The following is a 26,429-nucleotide window of genomic DNA, read 5'->3' as shown; positions in this document are numbered from 1 at the left end:
AAACGCCCGGTTACATTCCGAACCCGGAAGCTAAGCCTTACAGCGCCGATGGTACTGCAGGGGGGACCCTGTGGGAGAGTAGGACGCCGCCGAACTATTATTAAGAGAGCTGGTCCCTGAACTTAGGTTCAGGGACCAGCTCTTTTTTGTTGTGCGTCACTTGGAGTTCACGTTGCGCGACCAACATCACGTGCATGGGTACTGCTGCAATGCTCAGGGCCGCGGGTGTCGGAGCCGGTGACGAGGTCATCGTGCCGGCGTTCGGAAACGCCGAGGTCGCCGAGGCCGTGATCCTCGCCGGCGCACTGCCGGTGTTCGTCGACATCGATCCGAGTACGTACTGCCTCGACGCCGCCGAGGTCGAGGCGGCTGTCGGGCCGCGGACGGCCGCCCTGGTCGCCGTGCACCGCTTCGGCCGACTCGCCGACATGCCGCGCCTGTGGGACATCGGCCGGCGGCGCGGGCTGCTGGTGCTCGAACAGGGCGAGTCCGAAGCGCCGTACGTGGAGATCGAGCAGCGCAGGGCGCATGCCACCTACCTCGACGGGCGGTTGAGGGGTGTACGTACCCCGGAGCGGGGCGCGGGGCACAGCTATCAGCAGTACGTCGTGCGGGTGTTGGGGAACGGGCGGCCCGATCGCGATGCCTTCGCGCGGGCCGTGCGGGCCAAGGGCGTCGAGTGCCGGGTGCCGGTGAAGACGCCGGTGCACCGGATGCCCGCGTTCAGGCGGGACGTCTGCCTGCCGGAGACCGAACGGGCCGCAGACGAGACGCTGGCTCTGCCTGTCGACGCGTCGCTCACGAAGCGGGAGATGCAGCGGATCGTGTCCGCGTGCAATGCCCTCGGTGGGCTGCTCCAGCCTGCTTTCTAGGGCCGGAGAACGCGGTATCGAACGCAGTTGGGAGCACACCGGCGTTCGGGGTATGCTCTATTCCGTTGCCACGAGGGAGACCTCAAAAGCAACAGGCCCCCATAGCTCAGTCGGTAGAGCGTCTCCATGGTAAGGAGAAGGTCAACGGTTCGATTCCGTTTGGGGGCTCAGACAGAAAAGGCCTCCGCCCTTGTGGGCGGGGGCCTTTCGCGTTTCCCGGGGCCGGTGGAGCCCCGGGAACAGACCGTCAGTCCTTCTGCAGACCCGGGACGCGCATCGCCAGAATGGCCATGTCGTCGGACGGGGCGTCGCTCGCGAAACGCTCGACCGCGCGCATGATGCGGGCGGCCACCGCACCGGCCGTCAGACCCGTGCAGGTGGTGAGGACATCGGCGAGGCCGTCGTCGCCCAGCATGCGGGTGCCCTCTCGGCGTTCGGTGACGCCGTCCGTCACGCACAGCAGAACGTCCCCCGGGTCCAGCGTCACCTCCTGCTCGTACAGCTCCAGGTCGTCCATGACACCCAGGAGCGGCTGTGGTTCGGCGGCCGGTTCCACCGTGCCGTCCGGGCGCAGGCGCAGGGGGAGCGGGTGGCCGGCGCAGACCACCTTCAGGAGCGCCGAACCGTCCTCCTGGGGCCACAACTCCCCGTACAGGAGGGTCAGGAAGCGGCTTCGGGCGCCCTCGTCGAGGATCGCGGAGTTCAGGCGGTCCAGGACCGCCGGGCCGCCGTAGCCCTCGCGGGCCAGCAGGCGCAGCGCGTGCCGGGCGAGTCCGGTGACCGCGGCCGCCTCCGGGCCCGTACCGCAGACGTCTCCGATGGCGAAGCCATAGGCGCCGTCGCGGATGGGGAAGAGGTCGTAGAAGTCGCCGCCGACCTCATTGCCCTCGCCCGCCGCGCGGTAGATGACCTCGACCTCGACGCCCTCGATGTGGGGGAGTTCCGGGGGCAGGAGGCTGCGCTGGAGGGACTGGCTGATGGCCGTGCGCTCCGAGTACAGACGCGCGTTGTCCAGGGCCAGGGCGGCCCGGCGGCTCAGGTCCTCGGCCAGCTCCAGGATCTCCTGGCGGAAGTGTTCGTCCGTCGGCTTGCCGAGCGTCAGCATGCCGATGACGCGGTTGCGGGCCACCAGGGGCAGGACGACCGTCTCGCCGCCGACCGCGCCGGCCGTCGCCAGTGTCGTACCGATGCCGGAGCTGACCGAGGCCTGTCCGCCCAGGCCGAGGCTGCGCATGGAGGTGCGCAGGGCGGCCGTGTGGGCCGCTTCCGCGGGAGCCGCCCACACCCGGGCGCCAGGCGTGGGGACCGGGTCGGGTGGGGCGATCTTCGAGAGGAGGGCCTTGAGGCCGTCGATGCGCTCCTCGTCCTCGTGCAGGACGTACGAAAGGTAGGGGTCGGAGGCCTGGTCGGCAATCGTGTAGACGGCACACCAGGTGGCCAGGGTCGGGACCGTCATCTGGGCCATCAGGGCCAGCGTCTGGTCGCGGTCCAGGGTGCCCGCGAGGAGGTCCGAGGCCTCGACGAGGAAGGACAGCGAGCCGCGGCGCAGCCGCTCCAGCTCGCCCAGCCGGGCCGACTCCACGGCGAGCGCGATGCGGTCGGCGGCGAACTGAAGGCGCAGGGCCTCCTCGTTCGAATAGCGGGCCGGTGACTCGGCCGCCACGCCGAGCGAGCCGGTGAGTCTGCCCTCGACCTTGAGGGGGACCGTGACGACCGAACGCATACCGGTGCCACTGAGGAGCGGTACGGCCCCTGGGACGGCCGTGAGGTCCTCGTGGACGGCCGGCATGCGGGCCGAGCCGTAACGGCCGGTACCCGCCTCCACAGGGACGCGGGCGAAGCGCTGGCGGGCGGAGGGGAGACCCGTGGAGGCGCGTACCTCCAACTCCGTCTCGTCGTCGGTCGCGAGGAGGAGGAAGGCGGAGTCGCCGTCGAGCATGTCGCGGGCGCGCTCCACCGTGCGCTGGAGGAGGCCGTCGAGGTCGTCCGGGGCCGGTGAGCCGATGAAGACCTCGAAGGGGTCCGAGGCGTGGCCCTCGGAGCTGGTGGTCGTGTCCGTGGCCGAGACGCGCAACGGGGTCTGCAGGACCGCTCGTTCGTGGTCGCGCACCAGCAGGCACACCGTCGAGGGCTCGCCGCCGGTGTCCCGCACGCGCAGGTGCGAGGCGTATACGGGGGTGACGCGGCCGTTGGCGCCGCGCAGGCCGTAACTGCCCTCCCAGCGGGAGAGTTTGAGGGCCTCGACGATGCCGGTGCTGGTGCCGGGGGTGTGCGGCCAGGCCGCGAGATCGGTCAGCGGCTTGCCGACGACCTGCTCCGCCGGGTAGCCGAAGAGTTCCTCCGCGTCCTCGTTCCAGGCGTTGATCGCGCCGGTGCGGTCGATCTGGACGACCGCCACGCGGACGCGGCCGTCGGCGAGGGGGAGGAGGTGGGAGGGCAGGGAGGGGCCCGCGGTGCGGGTGCCCACCGCGCGCTCGGGGAGGTCGAGCTGGAACCAGACCTGTTTGCGGGTGGGCGTGTACTCGACACCCCAGCGGCCGGCCAGGGCGGCGCAGAGCTGGAGGCCGCGCCCGCCCTCGCGGTCGGGGTTGCCCATGTTGATGGCGTTGCCCTGGAGTGGAATCTCACGTTCCGGGTAGTGGTCCGCCACCTCGATCCGTACGCCGTCGTCGCTGCGCAGGCATAGCACGTCCGCGGACGTGCCGGCGTGCACCACGGCGTTGGTGACCAGCTCGCTCGTGAGGACCACGGCGTCGTCGACGATGTCGGCGAAGCCCCAGCCCTGGAGGGTGTCACGGACGAAGGAACGGGCGGTCGCGACGGACCGCCCGACAGGGTCGAAGCTGGCGGCCGCGCGCGCGGTGATCACAGAACTCCTTGTCCGGTCGTCGGCGGGCAGGGCTCCGTGGCCGACCTGCTCCTGCCGGGGCAGGAGCTGATTCTCGGTCGGCCGGGGATCCTGGGGTGGTCCCCCGGGATGCAGTCCGGTGGTCATGGTGCGGTGCCCTCCGATGCCTGCCTGCCCGCTCGTGCTCGTGCCACCGCCCAGGCCGGAAGGACCGGCGTGGCTGGACAGCCGCATGCAAGGTTACTTACCTTCGCGGTCCATGCGGATGCCGGTCGCCAGTGTTTACGTCCGGAGGGTGTGCGGACCGTGTGCGAAGCTGCCGAACTGTTATGGCCTGGTTCAGCCATGGTGAAACACTGGGCAGGCTTCTAGGGAACGTCCGGGCAGGTTGAGAGCCTTCCGGTACGCGCAACAGCAGGACCCGAGTACGCCGAGCAGTAGATGGTCGACCCTTGCGGGAGGGACACAGTGGAGTCTGGCGCAGCGACGCGGGGCACTAAGACGCGCGCGAAAGGCGGACAGTCCCTGAGTAATCAGCGTAAACCGCGCAATGGCACCACCGAGGTGGACACGGCGGCGCTCAACAGGCTGCTGACTGCCCTGGTGTCGATGCGGGACGGCAACTTCCGTAAGAGGCTCACGGTCTCCGGCGACGGCGTGATGTCCGAGATCGCGGCTGTCTTCAACGAGGTGGGCGACCGGAACCTGCAGCTGACGGGTGAGCTGTCGCGGGTGCGGCGCATGGTCGGACGTGAGGGAAAGCTCACGGAACGGCTGGAGACGGGCGCCTGTGAGGGCTCGTGGGCCGCGGCGATCGACGCCTCCAACGCGCTGGTCGACGATCTCGTACGGCCCGTCTCCGAGGTCGGCCGGGTGCTGTCCGCGGTGGCGGAGGGCGATCTGTCGCCCCGTATGGAACTGCGGGCGCAGGCCGCGGACGGCAACGGGCATCCGCTGCGAGGCGAGTTCCTGAAGGTCGGGCGCACGGTCAACAACCTGGTCGACCAGCTGTCCACGTTCACCGACGAGGTCACGCGGGTGGCCAGCGAGGTCGGTACCGAGGGCAAGCTGGGTGGACAGGCCCGGGTGCGTGGTATGTCCGGTTCGTGGAAGGACCTCACGGACTCGGTCAACACGATGGCGTACCGGCTGACGGCCCAGGTGCGGGACATCGCCCTGGTGACGACGGCGGTCGCCAAGGGTGACTTGTCCCGGAAGGTCACGGTTCACGTGGCCGGCGAGATGCTTGAACTGAAGAACACCGTCAACACGATGGTGGACCAGCTGTCCTCTTTCTCCTCCGAGGTGACGCGGGTAGCGCGCGAGGTGGGCACCGAGGGCGAGCTGGGCGGGCAGGCGCAGGTACCCGGAGTGGCCGGGGTGTGGAAGGACCTCACCGATTCGGTGAACCTCATGGCCGGCAACCTGACCGCGCAGGTGCGCGGCATCGCGCAGGTCACGACGGCGGTCGCCAACGGTGATCTGTCGCAGAAGGTGACCGTGTCCGCGAGGGGCGAGGTCGCGCAGCTCGCCGAGACGATCAACCAGATGACCGAGACGCTGCGGACGTTCGCGGACGAGGTCACACGCGTCGCCAACGAGGTCGGTGGCGAGGGGCGGCTCGGCGGGCAGGCGAATGTGCCGGGCGCGGCGGGCACGTGGAAGGACCTCACCGATTCGGTGAACACGGTCTTCAGGAACCTCACCACCCAGGTGCGGGACATCGCCGCAGTAACTACTGCGGTGGCCAACGGTGATCTGTCGCAGAAGGTCAGCGTCGAGGTCGCCGGCGAGATGCTGGAGCTCAAGAACACCGTCAACACGATGGTCGACCAGCTCTCCAGCTTCGGCGCGGAGGTCACCCGCGTGGCGCGGGAGATCGGCGTCGAGGGCGAACTGGGCGGTCAGGCCCAGGTGCCGGGCGCGGCCGGTACGTGGAAGGACCTCACCGACTCCGTCAACACGGCGTTCCGCAACCTCACCGGACAGGTGAGGAACATCGCCCAGGTGACGACGGCGGTGGCCAACGGCGATCTGTCGCAGAAGGTCACCGTGGACGTATCCGGCGAGATGCTCGCGCTGAAGAACACCGTGAACACGATGGTCGACCAGCTGTCGTCCTTCGCCGACCAGGTGACGCGGATGGCGCGTGACGTGGGCACGGAGGGCCGGCTGGGCGGCCAGGCGCGCGTGGACGGCGTGTCGGGTACGTGGAAGGACCTCACCGACTCCGTCAACTTCATGGCGGGCAACCTCACGTCCCAGGTGCGGCAGATCGCCCAGGTGACGACGGCGGTCGCGCGCGGTGATCTGTCGCAGAAGATCGAGGTGGACGCGCGCGGCGAGATCCTCGAACTGAAGAACACCATCAACACCATGGTCGACCAGCTCAGCGCCTTCGCCGAGCAGGTGACCAGGGTGGCCCGCGAGGTGGGCACCGACGGACGGCTGGGCGGGCAGGCGCAGGTGCCCGGTGTCGCGGGCGTGTGGCGCGACCTCACCGACTCGGTGAACGGCATGGCCGGCAACCTCACCGCGCAGGTGCGCAACATCGCGCAGGTCGCGACGGCGGTGGCCCGCGGTGATCTGTCGCAGAAGATCGACGTGGACGCGCGCGGTGAGATCCTGGAGCTGAAGAACACCCTCAACACGATGGTGGACCAGCTCTCGAACTTCGCGGAGCAGGTCACGCGGGTGGCCCGTGAGGTGGGCACCGAGGGCATCCTCGGCGGACAGGCCGAGGTGCAGGGTGTCTCCGGCACCTGGAAGGACCTCACGCAGTCCGTGAACTTCATGGCGAACAACCTGACGATCCAGGTGCGCAACATCGCCGAGGTCACGACGGCCGTGGCCAAGGGCGATCTGTCGAAGAAGATCACCGTCGACGCGAAGGGCGAGATCCTCGAACTCGTCACCACCGTGAACACGATGGTCGACCAGTTGTCGTCGTTCGCCGAGCAGGTGACCCGGGTGGCCCGCGAGGTGGGCACCGAGGGCATCCTGGGCGGTCAGGCGCACGCGTCGGGTGTCACGGGCATCTGGAAGGACCTCACCGACAACGTCAACCTGATGGCCAACAACCTGACCGTGCAGGTGCGGAACATCTCCCAGGTCGCGGCGGCCGTCGCCAACGGCGACCTGACGCGGACGGTGACGATCGAGGCGCGCGGCGAGGTCGCGCAGCTCGCCGACACCTTCAACACCATGGTGAAGACGCTGAGTTCGTTCGCCGACCAGGTCACCAAGGTGGCCCGCGAGGTGGGCACGGACGGCATCCTGGGCGGCCAGGCACGCGTACCGGGCGTGTCGGGCACGTGGAAGGACCTCACGGAGTCCGTGAACGGCATGGCGTCCAACCTGACCGGACAGGTGCGCAACATCGCGATGGTCACCACGGCCATCGCCAAGGGCGATCTGACCAAGAAGATCGACATCGACGCGCGCGGCGAGATCCTGGAGCTGAAGACCACCATCAACACGATGGTCGACCAGTTGTCGTCGTTCGCCGAGGAGGTCACCCGGGTGGCCCGCGAGGTGGGCACCGAGGGGCAGTTGGGCGGCCAGGCGCGTGTACGCGACGTCGACGGCACCTGGCGTGACCTCACCGAGTCGGTGAACGAGATGGCCGGGAACCTGACCCGGCAGGTGCGTGCCATCGCGCGCGTGGCGACCGCCGTGACCCGCGGCGACCTCAACCTGAAGATCGACGTGGACGCCTCCGGCGAGATCCAGGAACTTCAGGACTACATCAACAAGATGATCGCGAACCTCCGCGACACCACCATCGCCAACAAGGAGCAGGACTGGCTGAAGGGCAACCTCGCCCGGATCTCCGGTCTGATGCAGGGCCGCCGCGACCTCGCCGACGTGGCCTCGCTCATCATGGGCGAGCTGACTCCGGTGGTCTCGGCGCAGCACGGCGCGTTCTTCATGGCGATGCCGCTGGACGACGGCAAGCACGTGGGCGCCGCGAACGACGACTCGTACGAACTGCGCATGCTCGGGTCGTACGGCTACTCGATGGGCTCCATGCCGACGTCGTTCCGGCCCGGGGAGACGCTGATCGGGACGGCCGCCAAGGAGAAGCGCACGATTCTCGTGGAGAACGTGCCGCCGGGGTATCTGAAGATCGCCTCCGGCCTCGGGGAGGCACCTCCGGCGCATGTCATCGTGTTGCCGGTGCTCTTCGAGGGGACCGTCCTCGGGGTGATCGAACTGGCGTCGTTCCACTCGTTCACGCACATCCAGAAGGACTTCCTCAGCCAGATCGCCGAGATGATCGCGACGAGCGTCAACACCATCGCGGTCAACACCAAGACCGAGGTGCTGCTCAAGCAGTCGCAGGAACTGACCGAGCAGCTCAGGGAGCGGTCGGCGGAGCTGGAGAACCGGCAGAAGGCCCTCCAGGCGTCCAACGCCGAGCTGGAGGAGAAGGCCGAGCTGCTGGCCCAGCAGAACCGCGACATCGAGGTCAAGAACACGGAGATCGAGGAGGCGCGGCAGGTCCTGGAGGAGCGCGCCGAGCAACTCGCCGTCTCCATGAGGTACAAGAGCGAGTTCCTGGCCAACATGTCCCACGAGCTGCGTACGCCGCTCAACTCGCTGCTGATCCTCGCCAAACTGCTCGCCGACAACGCGGACTCCAACCTCACCCCCAAGCAGGTCGAGTTCGCCGAGACGATCCACGGGGCGGGTTCCGACCTGCTCCAGCTGATCAACGACATCCTCGACCTGTCGAAGGTCGAGGCGGGCAAGATGGACGTGTCGCCGACGCGTATCGCGCTGGTCCAGCTCGTCGACTACGTAGAGGCCACTTTCCGTCCGCTGACGGCGGAGAAGGGCCTCGACTTCTCCGTGCGGGTGTCGCCGGAGCTGCCGGCCACGCTGCACACGGACGAGCAGCGGCTCCTCCAGGTGCTGCGCAACCTGCTCTCGAACGCGGTGAAGTTCACCGACTCCGGAGCGGTCGAACTGGTCATCCGGCCGGCGGGCGCGGAGGTGCCGGTCGCCATCCGGGAGCAGCTGCTTGAGGCGGGCTCGCTGCGGGACGCGGACGCCGACCTGATCGCGTTCTCCGTGACCGACACGGGCATCGGGATCGCGGCCAGCAAGATGCGGGTGATCTTCGAGGCGTTCAAGCAGGCGGACGGTACGACGAGCCGGAAGTACGGCGGTACGGGACTGGGCCTGTCCATTTCGCGCGAGATCGCGCGGCTGCTCGGCGGCGAGATCCACGCGCAGAGCGAGCCGGGGCGCGGCTCGACGTTCACGCTGTACCTGCCGCTGCACCCGAGCGAACTCCCGCCGCAGGGTTACCCGCAGCTGTCCCCGCCGATGGAGAACGGGGCGCTGCCGGCGGGTCCGGAGGGCGAGGCCGACGCCCGGGTGGAGACACCGGCGGAGGTCAGGTCGTACCAGGAGACCCAGAACGGGCCCGCCGCGCTCTTCAGGAGGCGTCGCAGGGCGGTGTCCGCGGCCGAGCACCGCCCCGCGCTGCCGGGGACGCAGACGCAGGCTCCGGAGGCCTGGGACTCGGGCGGCGAGGAGGTGGCCCCGCGGGCGCGTGCCGTCTTCCGTTTCGAGGGCGAGAAGGTGCTGATCGTCGACGACGACATCCGCAACGTGTTCGCGCTCACCAGCGTCCTGGAGCAGCACGGCCTGTCGGTGCTGTACGCCGAGAACGGCCGCGAGGGCATCGAGGTCCTGGAGCAGCACGACGACGTGACGGTCGTCCTGATGGACATCATGATGCCGGAGATGGACGGATACGCGACCACGACGGCGATCCGCAGGATGCCCCAGTTCGCCGGGCTGCCGATCATCGCGCTCACCGCGAAGGCGATGAAGGGCGACCGGGAGAAGGCCATCGAGTCGGGGGCCTCCGACTACGTGACGAAGCCGGTCGATCCCGATCATCTGCTCTCGGTGATGGAGCAGTGGATGCGGGGGCAGTGATCGGAGGGCGGGTTTCGCCGGGCGGCCGAGGATGATTGAGTGGTAGGGAAATGATCGCGTCCACGGGCCGGTCGGATGGCAGCGCGGTATGCCGAGTTGCTGACTGACTGTGCCCGGAGCCGTGTAGAAACCCGGAATGCGGGGAACCTTCTGGTCTCCCGCCGCGTTTCTGCTACGTGCACAGTGACATCGCGGTGACAGGGTGTGGCGACAGGCGGGGTGCGGCTACCATGACCGGCACAAGGACGGGCGGCGCTCAGAAGCCGTCCCCTGGGGCGGCGCCCGGTGCACTGCCGGGACGAGGAGGGCGGGCCATGGTGCAGAAGGCCAAGATCCTCCTGGTCGATGACCGGCCGGAGAATCTGCTGGCGCTGGAGGCCATCCTCTCTGCGCTCGATCAGACACTGGTACGGGCATCTTCCGGGGAGGAAGCGCTCAAAGCGCTGCTCACGGACGACTTCGCGGTCATTCTGCTGGACGTCCAGATGCCGGGCATGGACGGTTTCGAGACCGCCGCGCACATCAAGAGGCGGGAACGGACCCGGGACATCCCGATCATCTTCCTCACCGCGATCAACCACGGGCCGCACCACACGTTCCGCGGGTACGCGGCGGGTGCGGTGGACTACATCTCCAAGCCGTTCGATCCGTGGGTGCTGCGCGCGAAGGTCTCGGTGTTCGTCGAGCTCTACATGAAGAACTGCCAACTCCGGGAGCAGGCGGCGCTGCTGCGTCTGCAGCTGGAGGGCGGCGGCAAGTCGGTTCTCGGTGACACCAAGGAGCCGGCCGGACTGCTCGCCGAACTCTCCGCGCGGCTGGCGGCCGTCGAGGAACAGGCAGAGGCCCTGTCCAAGCAGCTGGACGACGATTCGGCGGACGCGGCGGCGGTGGCCACCGCGGCCCATCTCGAACGAAAACTGACGGGACTGCGTCGCGCGCTGGACGCGCTGGAGCCGGGCACGGGGAACGGGGCGGCTTCGTTGCCGTCCCAGAACTGAGCCCTTCCAGGAACTGAGTCGGGCCTGTTGTGAGGCTTGTGGGTTGCCGTGGGCCGGGTGGACCTGTCTTGATCGGCCTTCCCGTGTGTACGGCCCGGCGTGGGCCGAACGGCGTTCTCCGCGGCCGAGGTTGCCGCTGAGCCGGCGTCAGCTCGGCGCCGGGAACGGGCGACACGAACGGGTGAAGCAGTAGGCACACGTGTCCGCAGTGGTCTCCACCGGTAACCTCACACCCATGGCCTCACGTCAGCCCGCAGCCAAGAAGCCGCCCGCGAAGAAGGCGGTCGCTCCGACGAAGGCTGTGGCGAAGAGGGCCCCCGCGAAGAAAGCTCCCGCGAAAAGGCCGCCCGCGAAGAAGGCCGCAGCCCGCAAAGCCCCGCCCCCGAAGCCGGCGCCCAGTCCGACAGGGGGCGTGTACAGGCTCGTACGCGCCCTCTGGCTCGGTGTCGCGCACGCCGTCGGCGCCGTGTTCCGCGGCATAGGGCGTGGCGCCAAGGGTCTCGACCCGGCGCACCGCAAGGACGGCCTCGCGCTCCTGCTGCTCGGTCTCACCCTGATCACCGCGGCGGGGACCTGGTCCAACCTCCGCGGCCCGGTGGGCGACCTCGTCGAGATGCTGGTGACCGGCGCCTTCGGCCGCCTCGACCTGCTCGTGCCGATACTGCTGGCGGTCGTCGCCGCCCGGCTCATCCGGCACCCCGAGAAGCCCGAGGCCAACGGACGCATCGTCATCGGCCTTTCCGCGCTCGCCGTCGGCGTGCTCGGCCAGGTCCACATCGCCTGCGGGGCGCCCGCGCGCAGTGACGGCATGCAGTCGATAAGGGATGCGGGCGGACTGATCGGCTGGGGTGCGTCGACTCCGCTGACGTACACCATGGGTGACGTCCTGGCGGTGCCGCTCCTTGTGCTGCTCACGGTCTTCGGGCTGCTGGTGGTCACCGCGACCCCGGTCAACGCGATTCCGCACCGGCTGCGGCTGCTGGGGGTCCGGCTGGGCGTCCTGCAGCCGCGGGCGAGCGACGACGTGTTCGCCGAGGACGACGACGAGCGCTACGACGAGCAGTGGCGTGAGGCGCTGCCTGAGAGCCCCCGGAGGCGCCGGGCGGCGCCCGAGGCGTACGACCCGGACGACGCCGAGCAGGAGGCGCTCTCGGAGCGCCGGAGCCGCCGCAGGCGGCCCGCGGTGCAGCAGCCCGCGCTGGACCGGCCCATGGACGCCGTCGACGTGGCCGCTGCCGCCGCCGCGGCGCTCGACGGCGCGGTGCTGCACGGGATGCCGCCCTCGCCCCTGGTGGCCGACCTCACGCAGGGCGTGGGCACCGACCGGGGTGAGCGCGAGGACTCGCGTACCGGCGAGGAGGCCGCCCGGCGCGAGGAGTCCACTCCGGTGCCCGCCGCACGCGCCAGGAGCGCCAGGCCCAAGCAGGAGATGCTGAAGGCCGAGGTCGCCGACCTCACCAAACCCGCCCCCGACACGTCCCGTGATCTTCCGGCCCGGGCCGAGCAGCTCCAGCTCCGCGGCGACATCACCTACTCCCTGCCGTCGCTCGACCTGCTGGAGCGCGGCGGCCCCGGCAAGACGCGCAGCGCCGCCAACGACGCGGTCGTCGCCTCGCTCCAGAACGTCTTCAGGGAGTTCAAGGTCGACGCCTCCGTCACCGGCTTCACACGCGGGCCGACGGTCACCCGGTACGAGGTCGAGCTGGGCCCCGCCGTGAAGGTCGAGCGGATCACGGCGCTCGCCAAGAACATCGCGTACGCCGTCGCCAGCCCCGATGTGCGGATCATCAGCCCGATCCCCGGCAAGTCGGCGGTCGGCATCGAGATCCCCAACTCCGACCGCGAGATGGTCAACCTGGGCGACGTACTGCGTCTCGCGGACGCCGCCGAGGACGACCACCCGATGCTCGTCGCGCTCGGCAAGAACGTCGAGGGCGGCTACGAGATGGCCAACCTCGCGAAGATGCCGCACGTCCTGGTGGCCGGAGCGACCGGCTCCGGAAAGTCCTCGTGCATCAACTGCCTGATCACCTCGGTCATGGTGCGGGCGACCCCCGAGGACGTGCGCATGGTCCTGGTCGACCCCAAGCGCGTGGAGCTGACCGCGTACGAGGGCATCCCGCACCTGATCACACCCATCATCACCAACCCGAAGCGGGCCGCGGAGGCGCTGCAGTGGGTCGTACGGGAGATGGATCTGCGGTACGACGACCTGGCGGCCTTCGGGTACCGGCACATCGACGACTTCAACGCCGCCATAAGGAAGGGCAAGGTCAAGCTGCCCGAGGGCAGCGAGCGGGAGCTGTCCCCGTACCCGTACCTGCTGGTGATCGTCGACGAGCTGGCGGATCTGATGATGGTCGCGCCGCGCGATGTCGAGGACTCGATCGTGCGCATCACGCAGCTCGCGCGCGCGGCAGGCATCCACCTCGTGCTCGCCACCCAGCGGCCGTCCGTCGACGTCGTCACCGGTCTGATCAAGGCGAACGTGCCGTCCCGGCTCGCCTTCGCCACCTCCTCGCTCGCCGACAGCCGCGTCATCCTCGACCAGCCCGGCGCCGAGAAGCTGATCGGCAAGGGCGACGGACTCTTCCTGCCGATGGGGGCGAACAAGCCCACCCGTATGCAGGGCGCCTTCGTCACCGAGGACGAGGTCGCGGCCGTCGTGCAGCACTGCAAGGACCAGATGGCGCCGGTCTTCCGGGACGACGTCACCGTGGGCACCAAGCAGAAGAAGGAGATCGACGAGGACATCGGCGACGACCTCGACCTGCTGTGCCAGGCCGCCGAACTGGTCGTCTCCACGCAGTTCGGGTCGACCTCGATGCTCCAGCGCAAGCTGCGCGTCGGCTTCGCCAAGGCCGGGCGGCTGATGGACCTCATGGAGTCCCGCAACATCGTCGGACCCAGCGAGGGATCCAAGGCTCGTGACGTTCTTGTGAAGGCTGACGAGCTGGACGGAGTGCTGGCGGTCATCCGGGGGCAGGCGGAGTCCTAGGGAGACAGGACGGGCCGCTTTTCCGGACCTGAGCGGGCCGGCCTTCCGGGAGAGCGGGCCGTTTCCCTCCACGGGAGTGGACCGCTTCCCTCCGTGCGGTGGGTCGGGCCACCCGGGTGACCCTGTCGGGGCCGTCGGGGTGATCCGAACGTGACTCACCCGTAAGGAAACGGTGAGCAACCGTTTCCCTTCGTCGCACGTCAAGTTGAGGGACAGGGCAGAGACATGTCCCGGCATCAGGATGACGACCGGCCATTCTGATGGCGTACAAAGTCCTACCGCCCGGTTGCCCCGCCCTTTCACACCCCCCCTAGACTGAACCTCCAGCACAGGTGGCTTTACGCTCGAAAGGCGCCCCCGTGTCCATCGGCAACTCCCCTGACGACCACTCCTCTGACGACAACTCCCCTCAGGACGAGCGCCCCTCCGTAGAGGACGATCAGCCTTCGGTAGGCCACGCCCTGCGGCAGGCGCGCATCGCGGCGGGGCTGACCGTCGACGACGTCAGTAACGCCACCCGGGTCCGTATCGCCATCGTGCACGCGATCGAGCAGGACGACTTCGGCCCCTGTGGCGGTGACGTCTACGCGCGCGGGCACATCAAGACGCTCGCCCGCGCCGTCGAGCTCGACCCGTCCGCGCTGCTTGAGCGCTACGACGCGGACCACGGCGGGCGGCCCGCGCCGACCCCGGCCGCACCCATGTTCGAGGCGGAGCGGATCCGTCCCGAGCGCCGGGGTCCCAACTGGACCGCGGCCATGGTCGCCGCGATCGTCGCCGTGATCGGCTTCGTCGGATTCACGATGTTCAGCGGTGACGACGGCGACGGAAAGACGACGCAGGTGGCGGAGGGGTCGACGCCCACCGCCAGCAAGCCCGCCAAGACCAAGCCGACGCCGACCAAGCCCGACACCCCGAAGTCCGACCCGTCCGACGCCATCGCGGCCGCGCCGCAGGACAAGGTCACCGTCCAGGTCAGCGCTCCCGACGGCCGCAGCTGGATCTCGGCCAAGGACCACAACGGACGGCTGCTCTTCGACGGCCTCCTGGAACAGGGCGACTCCAAGACCTTCCAGGACCAGGAGAAGGTCGATCTCGTCCTCGGCGACGCGGGCGCCATCCAGCTGTACGTGAACGGCAAGAAGATCGACGACGAGTTCCAGCCGGGCCAGGTGGAGCGCCTGACCTACACGAAGGGCGACCCCGAGGTCGGCTGAGCCGTAACGTACCGGGAGGCGCGTGTTCGTACATCCGCCCGGCCTCCCGGGCAGGCGGAAACGGGGTTGGCCGGCATCGGCCAACCCCGTCGACGTGGGCTGTCGGTGGGACGAAGTAGTCTTGAGCCCATGCCTGAACGCCGTACCGTCGCACTCGTCACCCTTGGCTGCGCCCGTAACGAGGTGGACTCGGAGGAGCTCGCAGGCCGCTTGGAGGCGGACGGCTGGCACCTCGTGGAGGACGCCGAGAACGCGGACGTCGCGGTCGTCAACACCTGTGGCTTCGTCGAGGCCGCCAAGAAGGACTCGGTCGACGCCCTTCTGGAAGCCAACGATCTCAAGGGTCATGGCAGAACCCAGGCGGTCGTCGCCGTCGGCTGCATGGCCGAGCGGTACGGCAAGGAACTGGCCGAGGCCCTCCCCGAGGCCGACGGCGTGCTCGGCTTCGACGACTACGCGGACATCTCCGACCGGCTCCAGACCATCCTGAACGGCGGGATCCACGCCGCCCACACCCCGCGCGACCGGCGCAAGCTGCTGCCGATCAGCCCCGCCGAGCGGCAGGACGCCGGAGCGGACGTCGCCCTTCCGGGACACGGCCCCGTCGACCTCCCCGAAGGACTCGCCCCCGACTCGGGCCCCCGTGCGCCCCTGCGCCGGCGGCTCGACGGCTCCCCGGTGGCCTCCGTGAAACTCGCCTCCGGCTGCGACCGGCGCTGCTCCTTCTGCGCCATCCCGTCCTTCCGCGGCTCCTTCATCTCGCGCCGTCCCAGTGACGTCCTGGGCGAGACGCGCTGGCTCGCCGAGCAGGGCGTGAAGGAGGTCATGCTGGTCTCCGAGAACAACACCTCGTACGGCAAGGACCTCGGCGACATCCGCCTCCTGGAGACGCTGCTTCCCGAACTCGCCGAGGTCGAGGGCATCGAGCGGGTGCGCGTCAGCTACCTGCAGCCCGCCGAGATGCGCCCCGGCCTCATCGACGTACTGACCTCGACGCCGAACATCGCCCCCTACTTCGACCTGTCCTTCCAGCACTCCGCCCCCGGGGTGCTGCGCGCGATGCGGCGCTTCGGGAACACCGAGCAGTTCCTGGGGCTCCTCGACACGATCCGCTCCAAGGCCCCGCAGGCCGGCGTGCGGTCGAACTTCATCGTGGGCTTCCCCGGCGAGACCGCGGACGACCTGGCGGAGCTGGAGCGCTTCCTGACCGCGGCGCGCCTGGACGCCATCGGTGTCTTCGGGTACTCCGACGAGGACGGCACCGAAGCGGCCACCTACGAGAACAAGCTGGACGAGGACGTCGTCGCCGAGCGCCTCGCGCGCGTGTCCCGGCTCGCCGAGGAGCTGGTCTCCCAACGGGCGGAGGAGCGCGTCGGCGAGACCCTCCAGGTGCTGGTCGAGTCCCTCGGATCGGCCGCGGAGGACGAGCCGGCGTACGGCCGCGCCGCGCACCAGGCGCCCGAGACCGACGGCCAGGTGGTGTTCACGAGCGGCGAAGGACTGACCGTCGGCCGTATGGTCGAGGCGAAGGTGGTCGGTACGGAAGGTGTCGACCTGGTGGCCGAGCCGCTCCCGGGCTCGCTCGTGTGTACTGAGGAGGCGGCCAGATGACAGGAGTCCCGGCACCTGCGGCGGGCGGCTCCGGCGCGCCCCGTACACGCGGTGCTGCCGGTGCTCCCGGCGCCCCTGATGCCCCTGGCGCGGGAAACTCCGGTCCGGGCTTCTCCGGTACGAGCGCTTCCGGTACGAGCGCTTCCGGTACGGGTGTGTCCGGTGCGGGCGTATCGGGACCCCAGGGTCCGAAGACGCCGCGCGGCGGCAAGCTGATCGACGCGGCCGTCAACCAGGCCAGCGTGTGGAACGTCGCCAATCTGCTCACCATGCTCCGGCTCGTACTCGTGCCGGGCTTCGTGGCGCTGATGCTCGCCGACGGCGGATACGACCCCGTATGGCGGGCCTGGGCCTGGGCGGCCTTCGCCGTCGCCATGATCACGGACGTCTTCGACGGTCATCTCGCACGGACGTACAACCTCGTCACCGACTTCGGGAAGATCGCCGACCCGATCGCCGACAAGGCGATCATGGGAGCGGCACTGATCTGCCTCTCCTACCTGGGCGATCTGCCGTGGTGGGTGACAGGCGTGATCCTCGGGCGAGAGCTCGGGATCACCCTGCTGCGCTTCTGGGTGATCCGCTACGGCGTGATCCCGGCCAGTCGCGGCGGCAAGCTGAAGACGCTGACACAGGGCATCGCCGTCGGGATGTACGTCCTGGCGCTGACGGGGCCGCTGGCGACCCTGAGGTTCTGGGTGATGGCCGGGGCGGTCGCACTGACCGTCGTCACCGGTGCCGACTATGTGAGACAGGCCATTGTGCTGCGGCGTGAGGGAATGGCCGAGCGCAAGGCCGCCGCCGAGGAGGCGGAAGCGTGACGTCCACGGCCGCCGAAGTGCTGCGACTACTCACAGTGAGGGGCGAAACCCTTGCTGTCGCCGAGTCGCTGACCGGCGGTCTGGTGGCAGCGGAACTCGCGGCGGTGCCCGGGGCCTCCAAGGCCTTCCGCGGCTCGGTGACGGCGTACGCCACCGACCTCAAGCGTGACGTACTGGGTGTCGACGCCACTCTGCTGGATCAGCGAGGAGCGGTGGATCCGCAGGTCGCGGCCCAGATGGCGGCCGGCGTCCGCAAGGTGCTCGGCGCGGACTGGGGAATATCGACCACCGGAGTCGCGGGCCCGGAGTCCCAGGACGGGCAGCCGGTCGGCACGGTTTTCATCGCTGTTCACGGGCCGTCCGAGGCGACGCATGAAAGCGCTCATGGCGGGAAAGTGTCCGCGCTGCGGTTGAACGGCTCCCGGACGGAAATCCGTATGGAGAGTGTACGGAGCGTGCTCGCCCTGCTTCTGGAGCGGCTTGTGAGCGAACACCCTGGGAATGATCGGGCACAGGATACGGAACAGAACGGGGGGTTTTGATGTTTGCAGCCCTGAGTGAACACGACATCGCTCCCCGCACGGCCGCGGCACAAGGCGGTACGGTGGGGCGAGAAGGATGCGGCTACGCGGACCGAGGAGGGAGCCACCGATGATTCTGCTCCGTCGCCTGCTTGGTGACGTGCTGCGTCGGCAGCGCCAGCGCCAGGGCCGTACTCTGCGCGAAGTCTCCTCGTCCGCCCGAGTTTCACTCGGCTATCTCTCCGAGGTGGAGCGGGGGCAGAAAGAGGCTTCCTCCGAACTGCTCTCCGCGATCTGCGACGCGCTGGACGTACGGATGTCCGAGCTCATGCGGGAAGTGAGCGACGAACTCGCACTGGCCGAACTGGCCCAGTCGGCAGCGGCCACCGAGCCTGTACCCACACCGGTACGCCCGAGGCTCAACTCCGTCTCGGTGCGCAGTGTGCCGCCGGAACGGGTGACCATCAAGGCGCCTGCGGAAGCGGTCGACGTCGTCGCCGCTTGACGCTCGTCGGCTCACCTCTGTGAGCTGAGAAGACTGCCGTTCGCAGCGCTGCGAAGAAGTGTTGAGAAGAACTGTGTGAGAGCCCCGGCCGGGGCTTCTCCGGGGAGACCTGGGGGAGTGCGGCCGGGGTTTTTGCGTTGCGGCCGGGGCGCGGCTTCCGGGGAAGGTGGGGTTTGTCGCGTTTGCCGGTATCGGCTGGGGCGGCGATGGTGGAGGGCGGGGGACAAGGCCCGGGGGTGCTGCTGACCGGAGGATGTCGATGTACGTCGTGAAGAGCCCGCTGTCCGATGCCGATCTGAAGACCGTGTCCGAGGCGCTGCAAGGCGCTCTGGTCGACCTGGTGGATCTGTCGCTCGTGGCGAAGCAGATCCACTGGAACGTGGTGGGGCCGCGCTTCCGGTCCGTACACCTCCAGCTCGACGAGGTCGTCGACAGCGCCCGGCTGCACTCCGACACCGTGGCGGAGCGTGCCTCCACGCTCGGTGTCTCGCCGGACGGACGTGCCGCGACCGTCGCCAACAGCAGCGGAATCGGGCCCGTGACGGACGGGTGGGTGAAGGACGCCGACGCGGTGGGGGCCCTCGTGGACGCCCTCGGAGCCGTGATCGGACGGATGCGGCAGCGGGTGGGGGCGACGGGGGAGGCGGACCCGGTGAGCCAGGACATCTTCATCCAGATCACCGCCGACCTTGAGAAGCACCACTGGATGTTCCAGGCGGAGAACGGGTAGCGGCGGGGTTGCTTCTGTTCAGGGCGTGCCGCGGTGGGGTGGGAGCCGTTCGTGCGCCCGGTGCGCTCCTGTTGTGCTGGTGCGCCCTGTCGAGAGGGAAACGCGGCGGTCTAGCGTCGGGCTGGAGGCGGTGCCATGACTGGGCGGATGGGACGGATCGGGCGAATAGGCAGGTGGGTGCTGGCTCTGGGCGCCGGAGGGCTGTGGTGGTGGGCCGTGATACGGCTGGCCTTCGCCGTCGATGCCGGGGTGCTGGAGGGGGCGGTCGCGGCCGGCGGATGGGGACTGAGCCTGCTTCCGGTGCACTGCGTGCCCAAGGGGCGGGCCGTGGGGGCTGCCGGGTCGGACCAGTGGGTGCGGCGGGCTTCACGGGCTTGGCGGAGGCGGCGGCGCGGGCTGGTGGTGGAGTCGGGCGAACCTTTTTGAGGTGGCCGACTGTGACTGCTGGTGCCTGGTGGGGTGCCCGCTGTGTTTGCGTGCCTGGAGTGCCTGAGGTGCCCGCTGTGTTTGCGTGCCTGGAGTGCCTGGAGTGCCTGGGGTGCGTGTGGGGTGGTGCGGGTTGTTGTTTCGCTTTACCAAGGCATCGCCACGCCCCCGTTCGGGCGGAGGATCTGGCCTGTCGTGAACGCCGAGGCGTCGGAGGCGAGGTACAGGACCGCGTGGGCGATGTCCTCGGGCTCGCCGACCCGGCCCAGTGGCGACCTCCGTGACATGAACGCCTCCGTCCGTGCCTGAGCCTCCTGGTCGTGCCGGTCGGTCATGGGCGTACGGATCCAGCCCGGCGCGACCGCGTTGACCCGGATGCCGTGCGGACCCATCTCGGTCGCCAGGGTCTTCGTCAGCTGCACGACGGCCGCCTTCGCGGCTCCGTAGCAGAGCAGCCCCGGCCCGCCGGTGTCGACGGCTCCCGAAGCCATCGTGACGATGCTGCCGTGCGTGCCGGAGGCCAGCATCGAGCGGGCCGCCGCCTGGCAGGCGTACAGGACGCCCTTGAAGTTGACCCCGAGGACACGGTCGAGATCCTCGTCGCGCGTCTCCAGGACCGGGCTGCTGTGCATGATCCCTGCGACAGCGGCCATGACGTCCAGGCGTGCGCAGCTCGCGACCGCCTCGCCGAGCCGAACGCGGTCGGTGACATCGAGGGGGTGGGTACGGGCCGTACCGCCCGCGTCCTTGATCAGGGCCGCCGTCCTGTCCAGGCCCTGGGCGTCCAGGTCCGCGCAGTGGACGGTCGCACCCGCCTCCGCGAGCAGCACGGCACAGGCGCGGCCGATGCCGCTCGCCGCGCCGGTGACGAATGCGGTGCGTCCGGTGAGGTCGTACGCCGTGACGGGCATGCGGGGACCGTACGAGCGATCTGACGGGCCGTCAATTGGTCTTGCGGGGGCGGCTTTGGCGGGGCCGTCCTCACCGGGCCGGGCCGGGGTGTTGCGGCGCACCGCGCTGTGGGGACGGGCCCAGCTGGCAGGTCGGGCACCAGTACGTGGGGCGCTCGCGGGAGCCGTCGCCCTGGTTCGCCACGCGGATCCGGGTGCCGCAGCGCAGGCACGGGCGGCCCGCGCGGCCGTAGACGAACAGGGTCTGGTCGTCGCGGCCGGTGGTGACGCGGGTGGGGCGCTCGCGGTTGAATTCCAGGAGCTTCTTGGAGACCGTCGGCAGGTGGGCGGCGTAGTCGGTGGGGAGCTTGCCGACGGGGAGCCAGGGGGTGACGCGGAGCAGGAAGCAGATCTCGCTCTTGAAGACGTTGCCGATGCCGGCGAGATTGCGCTGGTCGAGGAGGGCTTCGCCGAGGGCGCGGTCGGGGTCGCGGAGGAGGTTCGCCAAGGCCTTGTCGGGGTCCCAGTCGGGGCCCAGGAGGTCGGGGCCGAGATGGCCGACCGCGCGGTCCTCGTCGGCGGTGTGGAGCAGTTCCAGGACGGGGAGCCGGTAGCCGACGGCCGTGCGTTCCTCGGTGCCGAGAATCGCGCGGATCTGGTGAGCGGGGCCGCCGCGCCAGCGCTCGCCCGGGGCGTAGATCCTCCAGGAACCGTCCATCCGCAGGTGCGAGTGCAGGGTCAGGCCGCCCTCGACGCGGGTGAGCAGGTGCTTACCGCGCGGGATGACGCTCAGGACCGTGCGCCCGGTGAGGTCGGTCAGGGCGTACTTGGGGACCCGGAGGTCGGAAACGGTCAGCACGTGGCCCGCGAGGGCGTTGTGCAGGCGCCGGGTGGCCTGCCAGACGGTGTCTCCTTCGGGCATGGGATCCAGGGTGGCACGGGGTGGCAGGGAGTGGGCGGGGGCGTCGTGGCGGATGGGCGGTGCTCCCGGGCCGGCGGGGCTGGGGCGTACGGCCGGTGGGTGGGTGCTTCAGGCGGGCGGGTGGTGTTCCTAAGCGCGTAGGCGCAGGCCGCGTGGGGTCGCGTGGAAGCCGGCTCCTTCCAGGAGGGTGCCGAACTCGGATGTCAGCGCGGAGGCGCCGTTGACCCGCTCCACGGTGACCGTGCCGAGGGAGCCCGCGCCGGCGGACGCGGCGAGCGCCTCGGCGGCCGTGCGCAGACGGGCGTCGTGCAGGGTTGTCTCGTCCGGGGCGGCGGGCCAGGCGAGGAGCGTCTTGCCGCCTCGCTCCATGTAGAGGGTCAGCTCGCCGTCCACCAGCACGACCAGGGAGCCTGCCTTGCGGCCGGGTTTGTGGCCTGCGCCGGTCGGGGGCTCGGGCCAGGGGAGGGCCGCGCCGTAGGCGTTCGCGGGGTCGGCGGCGGCCAGCACGACGGCGCGGTTCGCGCTGCTCGCACGGGTACGGGAGGACAGGCCGCCGGGGAACGCCTGCGGGGCCGAACGGGGGGAGTCGGCGTACGGAGACGCGTAACCTCGCCCGGAACCGGGCGCCGAGGAGCCGGGGCCGGAGCCGGAAGGGCGTCCGGAACCGCCGTTCGAGGAGTACGGGTCGTTGTCCGCGCTCACGTCGGTGGACAGGAAGTCCAGGTTGCCGTCGAAGGGATCCGGGTGCCCGGCGGGCCTGTCGAAGGGGTTCGGCGTGGGCGCGCCGGAGTGACCGAGCGCCGGGGCACCCTGGAAAGCGGGCTCCGGCAGCGACTCGCCCCGCTCGCGTGCCGTGGCCGCGGCGCGCAACCGGTCCACCGCGCCGTCCATCGCGAACTGCGCGGCCCCCAGCCCTTCCACCACATAGCCGCGGCGCGCCTGGCCGCTCTCCTCGAAGACGGACAGGATGCGGTAGACGGCGGAGAAACCGCCCTCCACGCCCTCCGCGGCGACCGCGCCCCGGGTAACCACACCGTGCCGGTCGAGCAAGGTGCGGGCCAGGGCGTGGGCGCGCACCGTGGCGTCGGGCTCCTGGCCGGGCAGCAGCGACCAGCGGCCCGCGACCGTCGGCGGGCCCGTGCGCGAGGTGGGACGCGCGGCGGCCGTCAGGCTCCCGTACCTCCCCCGGGGGACCGTGCGCTTGGCGCGGTGCGCGGTGGAACCCGCGGTGCGGCCCGAACCCAGCAGGGAACGCATCGGGCCGAGCGTGTCGTTCGTCAGGCGGCCCGACCATGCCAGGTCCCAGACGGCGTCTGCCAGCTGGGGGTCGGTGGCCCCCGGGTGCGTGGTGGCCCGGACCTGGTCGGTGATCTGGCGGAAGAAGAGGCCGTAGCCGCCGGAGAGGGCGTCCAGGACCGACTGGTGGAGCGCTGTCAGCTCCAGGGGATGCGGAGCCGGCAGGAGGAGCGGCGCCGCGTCCGCCAGGTACAGGGAGACCCAGCCGTCTTTGCCCGGCAGTGCGCCGGCGCCGGCCCAGATGACCTCCCCCGCGGCCGTCAGTTCGTCGAGCATCGTGGGAGCGTAGTGCGAGACGCGGGACGGCAGGACCAGCTTCTCCAGTGCGGACGCCGGCACTGAGGCGCCCTGCAACTGCTCGACCGCCCGTACGAGTCCGTCGAGGCCGCGCAGTCCGTGCCCGCTGCCCAGGTGCTGCCACTGCGGCAGGAACTGCGCCAGTGCGGCCGGCGGCACCGGCTCCAGCTCGTGGCGCAGCGCGGCCAGCGAACGGCGCCGCAGTCTGCGCAGCACCGCCGCGTCACACCACTCCTGGCCGATGCCCGCCGGATGGAACTCGCCCTGTACGACCCGGCCGCTCCCCGCGAGCCGCTGCAGGACGCCCTCCGTGACCGCGACACCGAGACCGAAGCGCGCCGCCGCGCTGGTCGAGGTGAAGGGGCCGTGCGTGCGCGCGTACCGGGCGAGGAGGTCACCGAGCGGGTCCTTGACCGGCTCGGTGAAGGCCTCGGGGACACCGACGGGCAGCGCCGTGCCGAGCGCGTCGCGAAGTCGGCCCGCGTCCTCGATCGTCGCCCAGTGGTCCACCCCGGCGATCCTGACCCGGATGACGCGGCGGGCCGCGGCCAGTTCACGAGCAAACTCCGGATCCGCTCCGCGCTCGGTCAGCTCGGTCTCGGTCAGCGGGCCCAGCATCCGCAGCCGGTCCGCGACGCCCTCGGCGTCCTTGATCCGGCGGTCCTCGGTCAGCCACTGCAGCTCGCGCTCCAGCTCGGTCAGGACATCCGCGTCCAGGAGCTCGCGCAGCTCCGCCTGGCCGAGCAGTTCGGCGAGCAGACGTGAGTCCAGCGACAGGGCCGCGGCGCGCCGCTCGGCGAGGGGCGAGTCGCCCTCGTACAGGAACTGGGCGACGTAACCGAACAGCAGGGAGCGGGCGAACGGGGACGGCTCGGGGGTTGTGACCTCGACGAGTCTGACCTTGCGGGACTCCAGGTCGCCCATCAGCTCTACGAGGCCGGGGACGTCGAAGACGTCCTGGAGGCATTCGCGGACCGCCTCCAGGACGATCGGAAAGGAACCGAACTCGCTGGCCACCTGGAGCAGTTGCGCGGCGCGCTGGCGCTGCTGCCACAGGGGGGTGCGCTTGCCCGGGCTGCGGCGCGGGAGAAGCAGGGCGCGGGCCGCGCACTCACGGAAACGGGACGCGAACAGGGCCGAGCCGCCGACCTGGTCCGTGACGATCTGGTTGACCTCGCCCTTGTCGAAGGCGATGTCCGCCGCGCCCACGGGGGCCTGCTCGGCGTCGTACTCCGTGCCCAGCTTGACGGGCTCCTGGTCGAGCAGGTCCAGGCTCATCAGGTCGGCGTCCGGGAGGCGCAGCACGATGCCGTCGTCGGCGTGCATGACCTGGGCGTCCATGCCGTACCGCTCGGAGAGGCGGGCGCCGAGCGCGAGCGCCCAGGGGGCGTGGACCTGCGCGCCGAAGGGGGAGTGCACGACGACCCGCCAGTCGCCCAGCTCGTCGCGGAACCGCTCGACGACGATGGTGCGGTCGTCCGGGATGTGGCCGCAGGCCTCTCGCTGTTCAGCCAGGTAGGAGAGGACGTTCTCCGCGGCCCAGGTGTCCAGGCCCGCGGTGAGGAGCCGCAGCCGGGCGTCGTCCTTGGGCATCGAGCCGACCTCGCGGAGGAACGCGCCGAGCGCGCGGCCCAGTTCGAGCGGGCGTCCGAGCTGGTCGCCCTTCCAGAACGGCAGCCTGCCCGGCACGCCGGGCGCGGGGGAGACCAGGACGCGGTCGCGTGTGATGTCCTCGATGCGCCAGGAACTGGTGCCCAGCGTGAAGACGTCTCCGACCCGGGACTCGTAGACCATCTCCTCGTCGAGCTCGCCCACCCGGCCGCCGCCCTTCTTCGGGTCGGAGCCGGCCAGGAACACTCCGAAGAGGCCGCGGTCGGGGATCGTGCCGCCGGAGGTGACCGCCAGGCGCTGTGCGCCCGGGCGGCCTGTGACCGTGCCGGCGACCCGGTCCCACACGACGCGTGGGCGCAGTTCCGCGAAGGCGTCCGACGGGTAGCGGCCTGCGAGCATGTCCAGCACCGCTGTGAACGCCGACTCGGGGAGTGAGGCGAACGGTGCCGCCCGGCGGACCGTGGTCAGCAGGTCGTCGTACTGCCAGGTGTCCAGCGCCGTCATTGCGACGATCTGCTGGGCCAGTACGTCGAGGGGGTTCGCCGGGACGCGGAGGGATTCGATGGAGCCGGTGCGCATGCGCTCGGTGACCACTGCGGCCTGTACGAGGTCGCCGCGGTACTTGGGGAAGACCACGCCGGTGGAGACCGCCCCTACCTGGTGGCCTGCGCGGCCTACGCGCTGCAGGCCGGATGCCACTGAGGGCGGGGACTCCACTTGGATGACCAGGTCCACCGCTCCCATGTCGATCCCCAGTTCAAGGCTGGAGGTGGCCACCACCGCGGGCAGGCGGCCTGCTTTGAGGTCCTCCTCGACCAGGGCGCGCTGTTCCTTGGAGACCGAGCCGTGGTGGGCGCGGGCGATGACCTGCGGGGCGCCCTGGGTGGCGCCCGACCCGCCCATCAGCTCGGCCGGGGAGTGGTGCTCCTCCAGGGGCTCGCCCGTCGCCCTCTCGTACGCGATCTCGTTGAGCCGGTTGCAGAGGCGCTCCGCCAGGCGGCGGGAGTTGGCGAAGACGATCGTCGAGCGGTGGGACTGGACGAGGTCTGCGATCTTTTCCTCGACGTGCGGCCAGATGGAGGGTTTCTCCGCGCGGTCGTCGGAGTCGGCCACCGGGGAGCCGCCCAGCTCGCCCAGGTCCTCGACGGGCACGACCACGGAGAGGTCGAATTCCTTGCCGGAGGGGGGCTGGACGATCTCCACCTTGCGGTGGGGGGAGAGGTAGCGGGCGACCTCGTCCACCGGGCGGACTGTGGCGGAGAGGCCGATCCGGCGGGCCGGTTTCGGCAGGAGTTCGTCGAGCCGCTCCAGGGTCAGGGCCAGGTGGGCGCCGCGCTTGGTGCCCGCGACGGCGTGCACCTCGTCCAGGATCACCGTCTCGATGCCCGTCAGTGCCTCGCGCGTGGCCGAGGTGAGCATCAGGAACAGTGACTCGGGAGTCGTGATCAGGATGTCCGGGGGGCGGGTGGCCAGTGTGCGGCGCTCGGCGGGTGGGGTGTCGCCCGAGCGGATGCCGACTTTCACCTCGGGCTCGGGGCGGCCCAGGCGGACGGCCTCCTGTCGGATGCCGGTCAGGGGGCTGCGGAGGTTGCGCTCCACGTCCACCGCGAGGGCTTTGAGCGGAGACACGTACAGGACTCGGCAGCGCTTCTTGGGGTCCGCCGGGGGTGGTGTCGAGGCCAGCTGGTCCAGTGCGGCGAGGAATGCGGCCAGGGTCTTGCCGGAGCCGGTCGGGGCTACGACCAGTACGTCCGAGCCCTCGTCGATGGCCTTCCACGCGCCTGCCTGGGCGTCGGTGGGCGCGGAGAAGGCTCCCGTGAACCAGGCGCGGGTCGCGGGGGAGAAGCCGCCCAGGGCTCGGTGTGTGTCGCTGACCATGCGTCCATCCTGCACCCGGGCACTGACAATGGC

Annotated in this window: 15 protein-coding genes, 1 tRNA gene and 1 rRNA gene; 13 read left to right on the top strand and 4 right to left on the bottom strand. The window is 70.2% G+C overall.

Annotated elements, in window-relative coordinates; all coding sequences use genetic code 11:
- The 3 genes from rrf to ACH4DZ_RS27495 form a co-directional block, all read left to right on the top strand.
- Window positions 1-95, top strand: a 5S ribosomal RNA gene (rrf, locus tag ACH4DZ_RS27505); the annotation flags it as partial.
- Window positions 96-209: 114 nt separating this feature from the next.
- Window positions 210-872 carry a DegT/DnrJ/EryC1/StrS family aminotransferase gene (locus tag ACH4DZ_RS27500; RefSeq protein ID WP_398290023.1) on the top strand — a complete coding sequence of 221 codons (663 nt, stop codon included), beginning with the start codon at window positions 210-212 and terminating at the stop codon, window positions 870-872.
- Window positions 873-967: 95 nt separating this feature from the next.
- A tRNA-Thr gene (locus ACH4DZ_RS27495) sits at window positions 968-1,040 on the top strand.
- Between the two features lie 79 nt (window positions 1,041-1,119).
- Here the strand turns inward: ACH4DZ_RS27495 and ACH4DZ_RS27490 are convergent.
- The gene (locus ACH4DZ_RS27490) at window positions 1,120-3,867 is read right to left on the bottom strand and encodes a SpoIIE family protein phosphatase (protein ID WP_398290022.1); all 2,748 of its coding nucleotides are present in this window, start codon (window positions 3,865-3,867) and stop codon (window positions 1,120-1,122) included.
- A 321-nt stretch (window positions 3,868-4,188) separates the two neighbouring features.
- On the opposite strand from ACH4DZ_RS27490, the gene ACH4DZ_RS27485 reads away from it, so the two are divergent.
- The 10 genes from ACH4DZ_RS27485 (at window position 4,189) to ACH4DZ_RS27440 (ending at window position 19,502) form a co-directional block, all read left to right on the top strand.
- A complete protein-coding gene (locus ACH4DZ_RS27485) occupies window positions 4,189-9,675 on the top strand; it encodes a HAMP domain-containing protein (RefSeq protein WP_398289994.1) in 5,487 nt (1,828 codons plus the stop codon).
- Window positions 9,676-9,989: 314 nt separating this feature from the next.
- Window positions 9,990-10,673 carry a two-component system response regulator gene (locus ACH4DZ_RS27480; protein WP_267029298.1) on the top strand — a complete coding sequence of 228 codons (684 nt, stop codon included), beginning with the start codon at window positions 9,990-9,992 and terminating at the stop codon, window positions 10,671-10,673.
- Window positions 10,674-10,908: 235 nt separating this feature from the next.
- Complete coding sequence (locus ACH4DZ_RS27475; protein WP_398289993.1) at window positions 10,909-13,671, top strand: DNA translocase FtsK; 2,763 nt, start codon at window positions 10,909-10,911, stop codon at window positions 13,669-13,671.
- Window positions 13,672-14,030: 359 nt separating this feature from the next.
- The gene (locus ACH4DZ_RS27470; RefSeq protein ID WP_398289992.1) at window positions 14,031-14,888 is read left to right on the top strand and encodes a helix-turn-helix domain-containing protein; all 858 of its coding nucleotides are present in this window, start codon (window positions 14,031-14,033) and stop codon (window positions 14,886-14,888) included.
- Between the two features lie 129 nt (window positions 14,889-15,017).
- Window positions 15,018-16,499, top strand: coding sequence for a 30S ribosomal protein S12 methylthiotransferase RimO (rimO, locus tag ACH4DZ_RS27465; RefSeq protein WP_398289991.1), 1,482 nt, complete (start codon window positions 15,018-15,020; stop codon window positions 16,497-16,499).
- Window positions 16,496-17,320 carry a CDP-diacylglycerol--glycerol-3-phosphate 3-phosphatidyltransferase gene (gene pgsA / locus ACH4DZ_RS27460; protein WP_398289990.1) on the top strand — a complete coding sequence of 275 codons (825 nt, stop codon included), beginning with the start codon at window positions 16,496-16,498 and terminating at the stop codon, window positions 17,318-17,320. Before rimO ends, pgsA begins: the two co-directional genes overlap by 4 nt.
- Window positions 17,317-17,862, top strand: a complete 546-nt coding sequence (locus tag ACH4DZ_RS27455; protein ID WP_398289989.1) for a CinA family protein — start codon at window positions 17,317-17,319, stop codon at window positions 17,860-17,862. The genes pgsA and ACH4DZ_RS27455 overlap by 4 nt, the downstream gene beginning before the upstream one ends.
- A 109-nt stretch (window positions 17,863-17,971) precedes the next feature.
- Complete coding sequence (locus tag ACH4DZ_RS27450; RefSeq protein WP_398289988.1) at window positions 17,972-18,346, top strand: helix-turn-helix domain-containing protein; 375 nt, start codon at window positions 17,972-17,974, stop codon at window positions 18,344-18,346.
- A gap of 259 nt (window positions 18,347-18,605) precedes the next feature.
- A complete protein-coding gene (locus ACH4DZ_RS27445) occupies window positions 18,606-19,076 on the top strand; it encodes a Dps family protein (RefSeq protein WP_398289987.1) in 471 nt (156 codons plus the stop codon).
- Window positions 19,077-19,211: 135 nt separating this feature from the next.
- Entirely contained in the window at window positions 19,212-19,502 is a 291-nt protein-coding gene (locus tag ACH4DZ_RS27440; protein WP_398289986.1) for a hypothetical protein, read from the top strand.
- A gap of 146 nt (window positions 19,503-19,648) precedes the next feature.
- Here ACH4DZ_RS27440 and ACH4DZ_RS27435 read toward each other — a convergent pair whose 3' ends face one another.
- The 3 genes from ACH4DZ_RS27435 to ACH4DZ_RS27425 all read right to left on the bottom strand — a co-directional run bounded on the left by ACH4DZ_RS27435 (window position 19,649) and on the right by ACH4DZ_RS27425 (window position 26,396).
- Entirely contained in the window at window positions 19,649-20,413 is a 765-nt protein-coding gene (locus ACH4DZ_RS27435; protein WP_398289985.1) for an SDR family NAD(P)-dependent oxidoreductase, read from the bottom strand.
- A 70-nt stretch (window positions 20,414-20,483) separates the two neighbouring features.
- Window positions 20,484-21,314: an Fpg/Nei family DNA glycosylase gene (locus ACH4DZ_RS27430; protein ID WP_398289984.1), complete on the bottom strand. Its 831-nt coding sequence runs from the start codon at window positions 21,312-21,314 to the stop codon at window positions 20,484-20,486.
- Window positions 21,315-21,443: 129 nt separating this feature from the next.
- Window positions 21,444-26,396: an ATP-dependent helicase gene (locus tag ACH4DZ_RS27425; protein WP_398289983.1), complete on the bottom strand. Its 4,953-nt coding sequence runs from the start codon at window positions 26,394-26,396 to the stop codon at window positions 21,444-21,446.
- Window positions 26,397-26,429: the final 33 nt, after the last annotated feature.

Source organism: Streptomyces sp. NPDC017991, assembly GCF_044328075.1.
Taxonomy (GTDB): domain Bacteria; phylum Actinomycetota; class Actinomycetes; order Streptomycetales; family Streptomycetaceae; genus Streptomyces.
This window is presented reverse-complemented; position numbering and strand designations above follow the sequence as displayed.

Coding starts and splice junctions, on each gene's coding strand:
- ACH4DZ_RS27435 (WP_398289985.1), bottom strand. CDS start 20,413: ATGCCCGTCACGGCGTACGACCTCACCGGACGCACCGCATTCGTCACC.
- pgsA (WP_398289990.1), top strand. CDS start 16,496: ATGACAGGAGTCCCGGCACCTGCGGCGGGCGGCTCCGGCGCGCCCCGT.
- ACH4DZ_RS27450 (WP_398289988.1), top strand. CDS start 17,972: ATGATTCTGCTCCGTCGCCTGCTTGGTGACGTGCTGCGTCGGCAGCGC.
- ACH4DZ_RS27425 (WP_398289983.1), bottom strand. CDS start 26,396: ATGGTCAGCGACACACACCGAGCCCTGGGCGGCTTCTCCCCCGCGACC.
- ACH4DZ_RS27480 (WP_267029298.1), top strand. CDS start 9,990: ATGGTGCAGAAGGCCAAGATCCTCCTGGTCGATGACCGGCCGGAGAAT.
- ACH4DZ_RS27500 (WP_398290023.1), top strand. CDS start 210: ATGCTCAGGGCCGCGGGTGTCGGAGCCGGTGACGAGGTCATCGTGCCG.
- ACH4DZ_RS27440 (WP_398289986.1), top strand. CDS start 19,212: ATGACTGGGCGGATGGGACGGATCGGGCGAATAGGCAGGTGGGTGCTG.
- rimO (WP_398289991.1), top strand. CDS start 15,018: ATGCCTGAACGCCGTACCGTCGCACTCGTCACCCTTGGCTGCGCCCGT.
- ACH4DZ_RS27445 (WP_398289987.1), top strand. CDS start 18,606: ATGTACGTCGTGAAGAGCCCGCTGTCCGATGCCGATCTGAAGACCGTG.
- ACH4DZ_RS27430 (WP_398289984.1), bottom strand. CDS start 21,314: ATGCCCGAAGGAGACACCGTCTGGCAGGCCACCCGGCGCCTGCACAAC.
- ACH4DZ_RS27475 (WP_398289993.1), top strand. CDS start 10,909: ATGGCCTCACGTCAGCCCGCAGCCAAGAAGCCGCCCGCGAAGAAGGCG.
- ACH4DZ_RS27490 (WP_398290022.1), bottom strand. CDS start 3,867: ATGACCACCGGACTGCATCCCGGGGGACCACCCCAGGATCCCCGGCCG.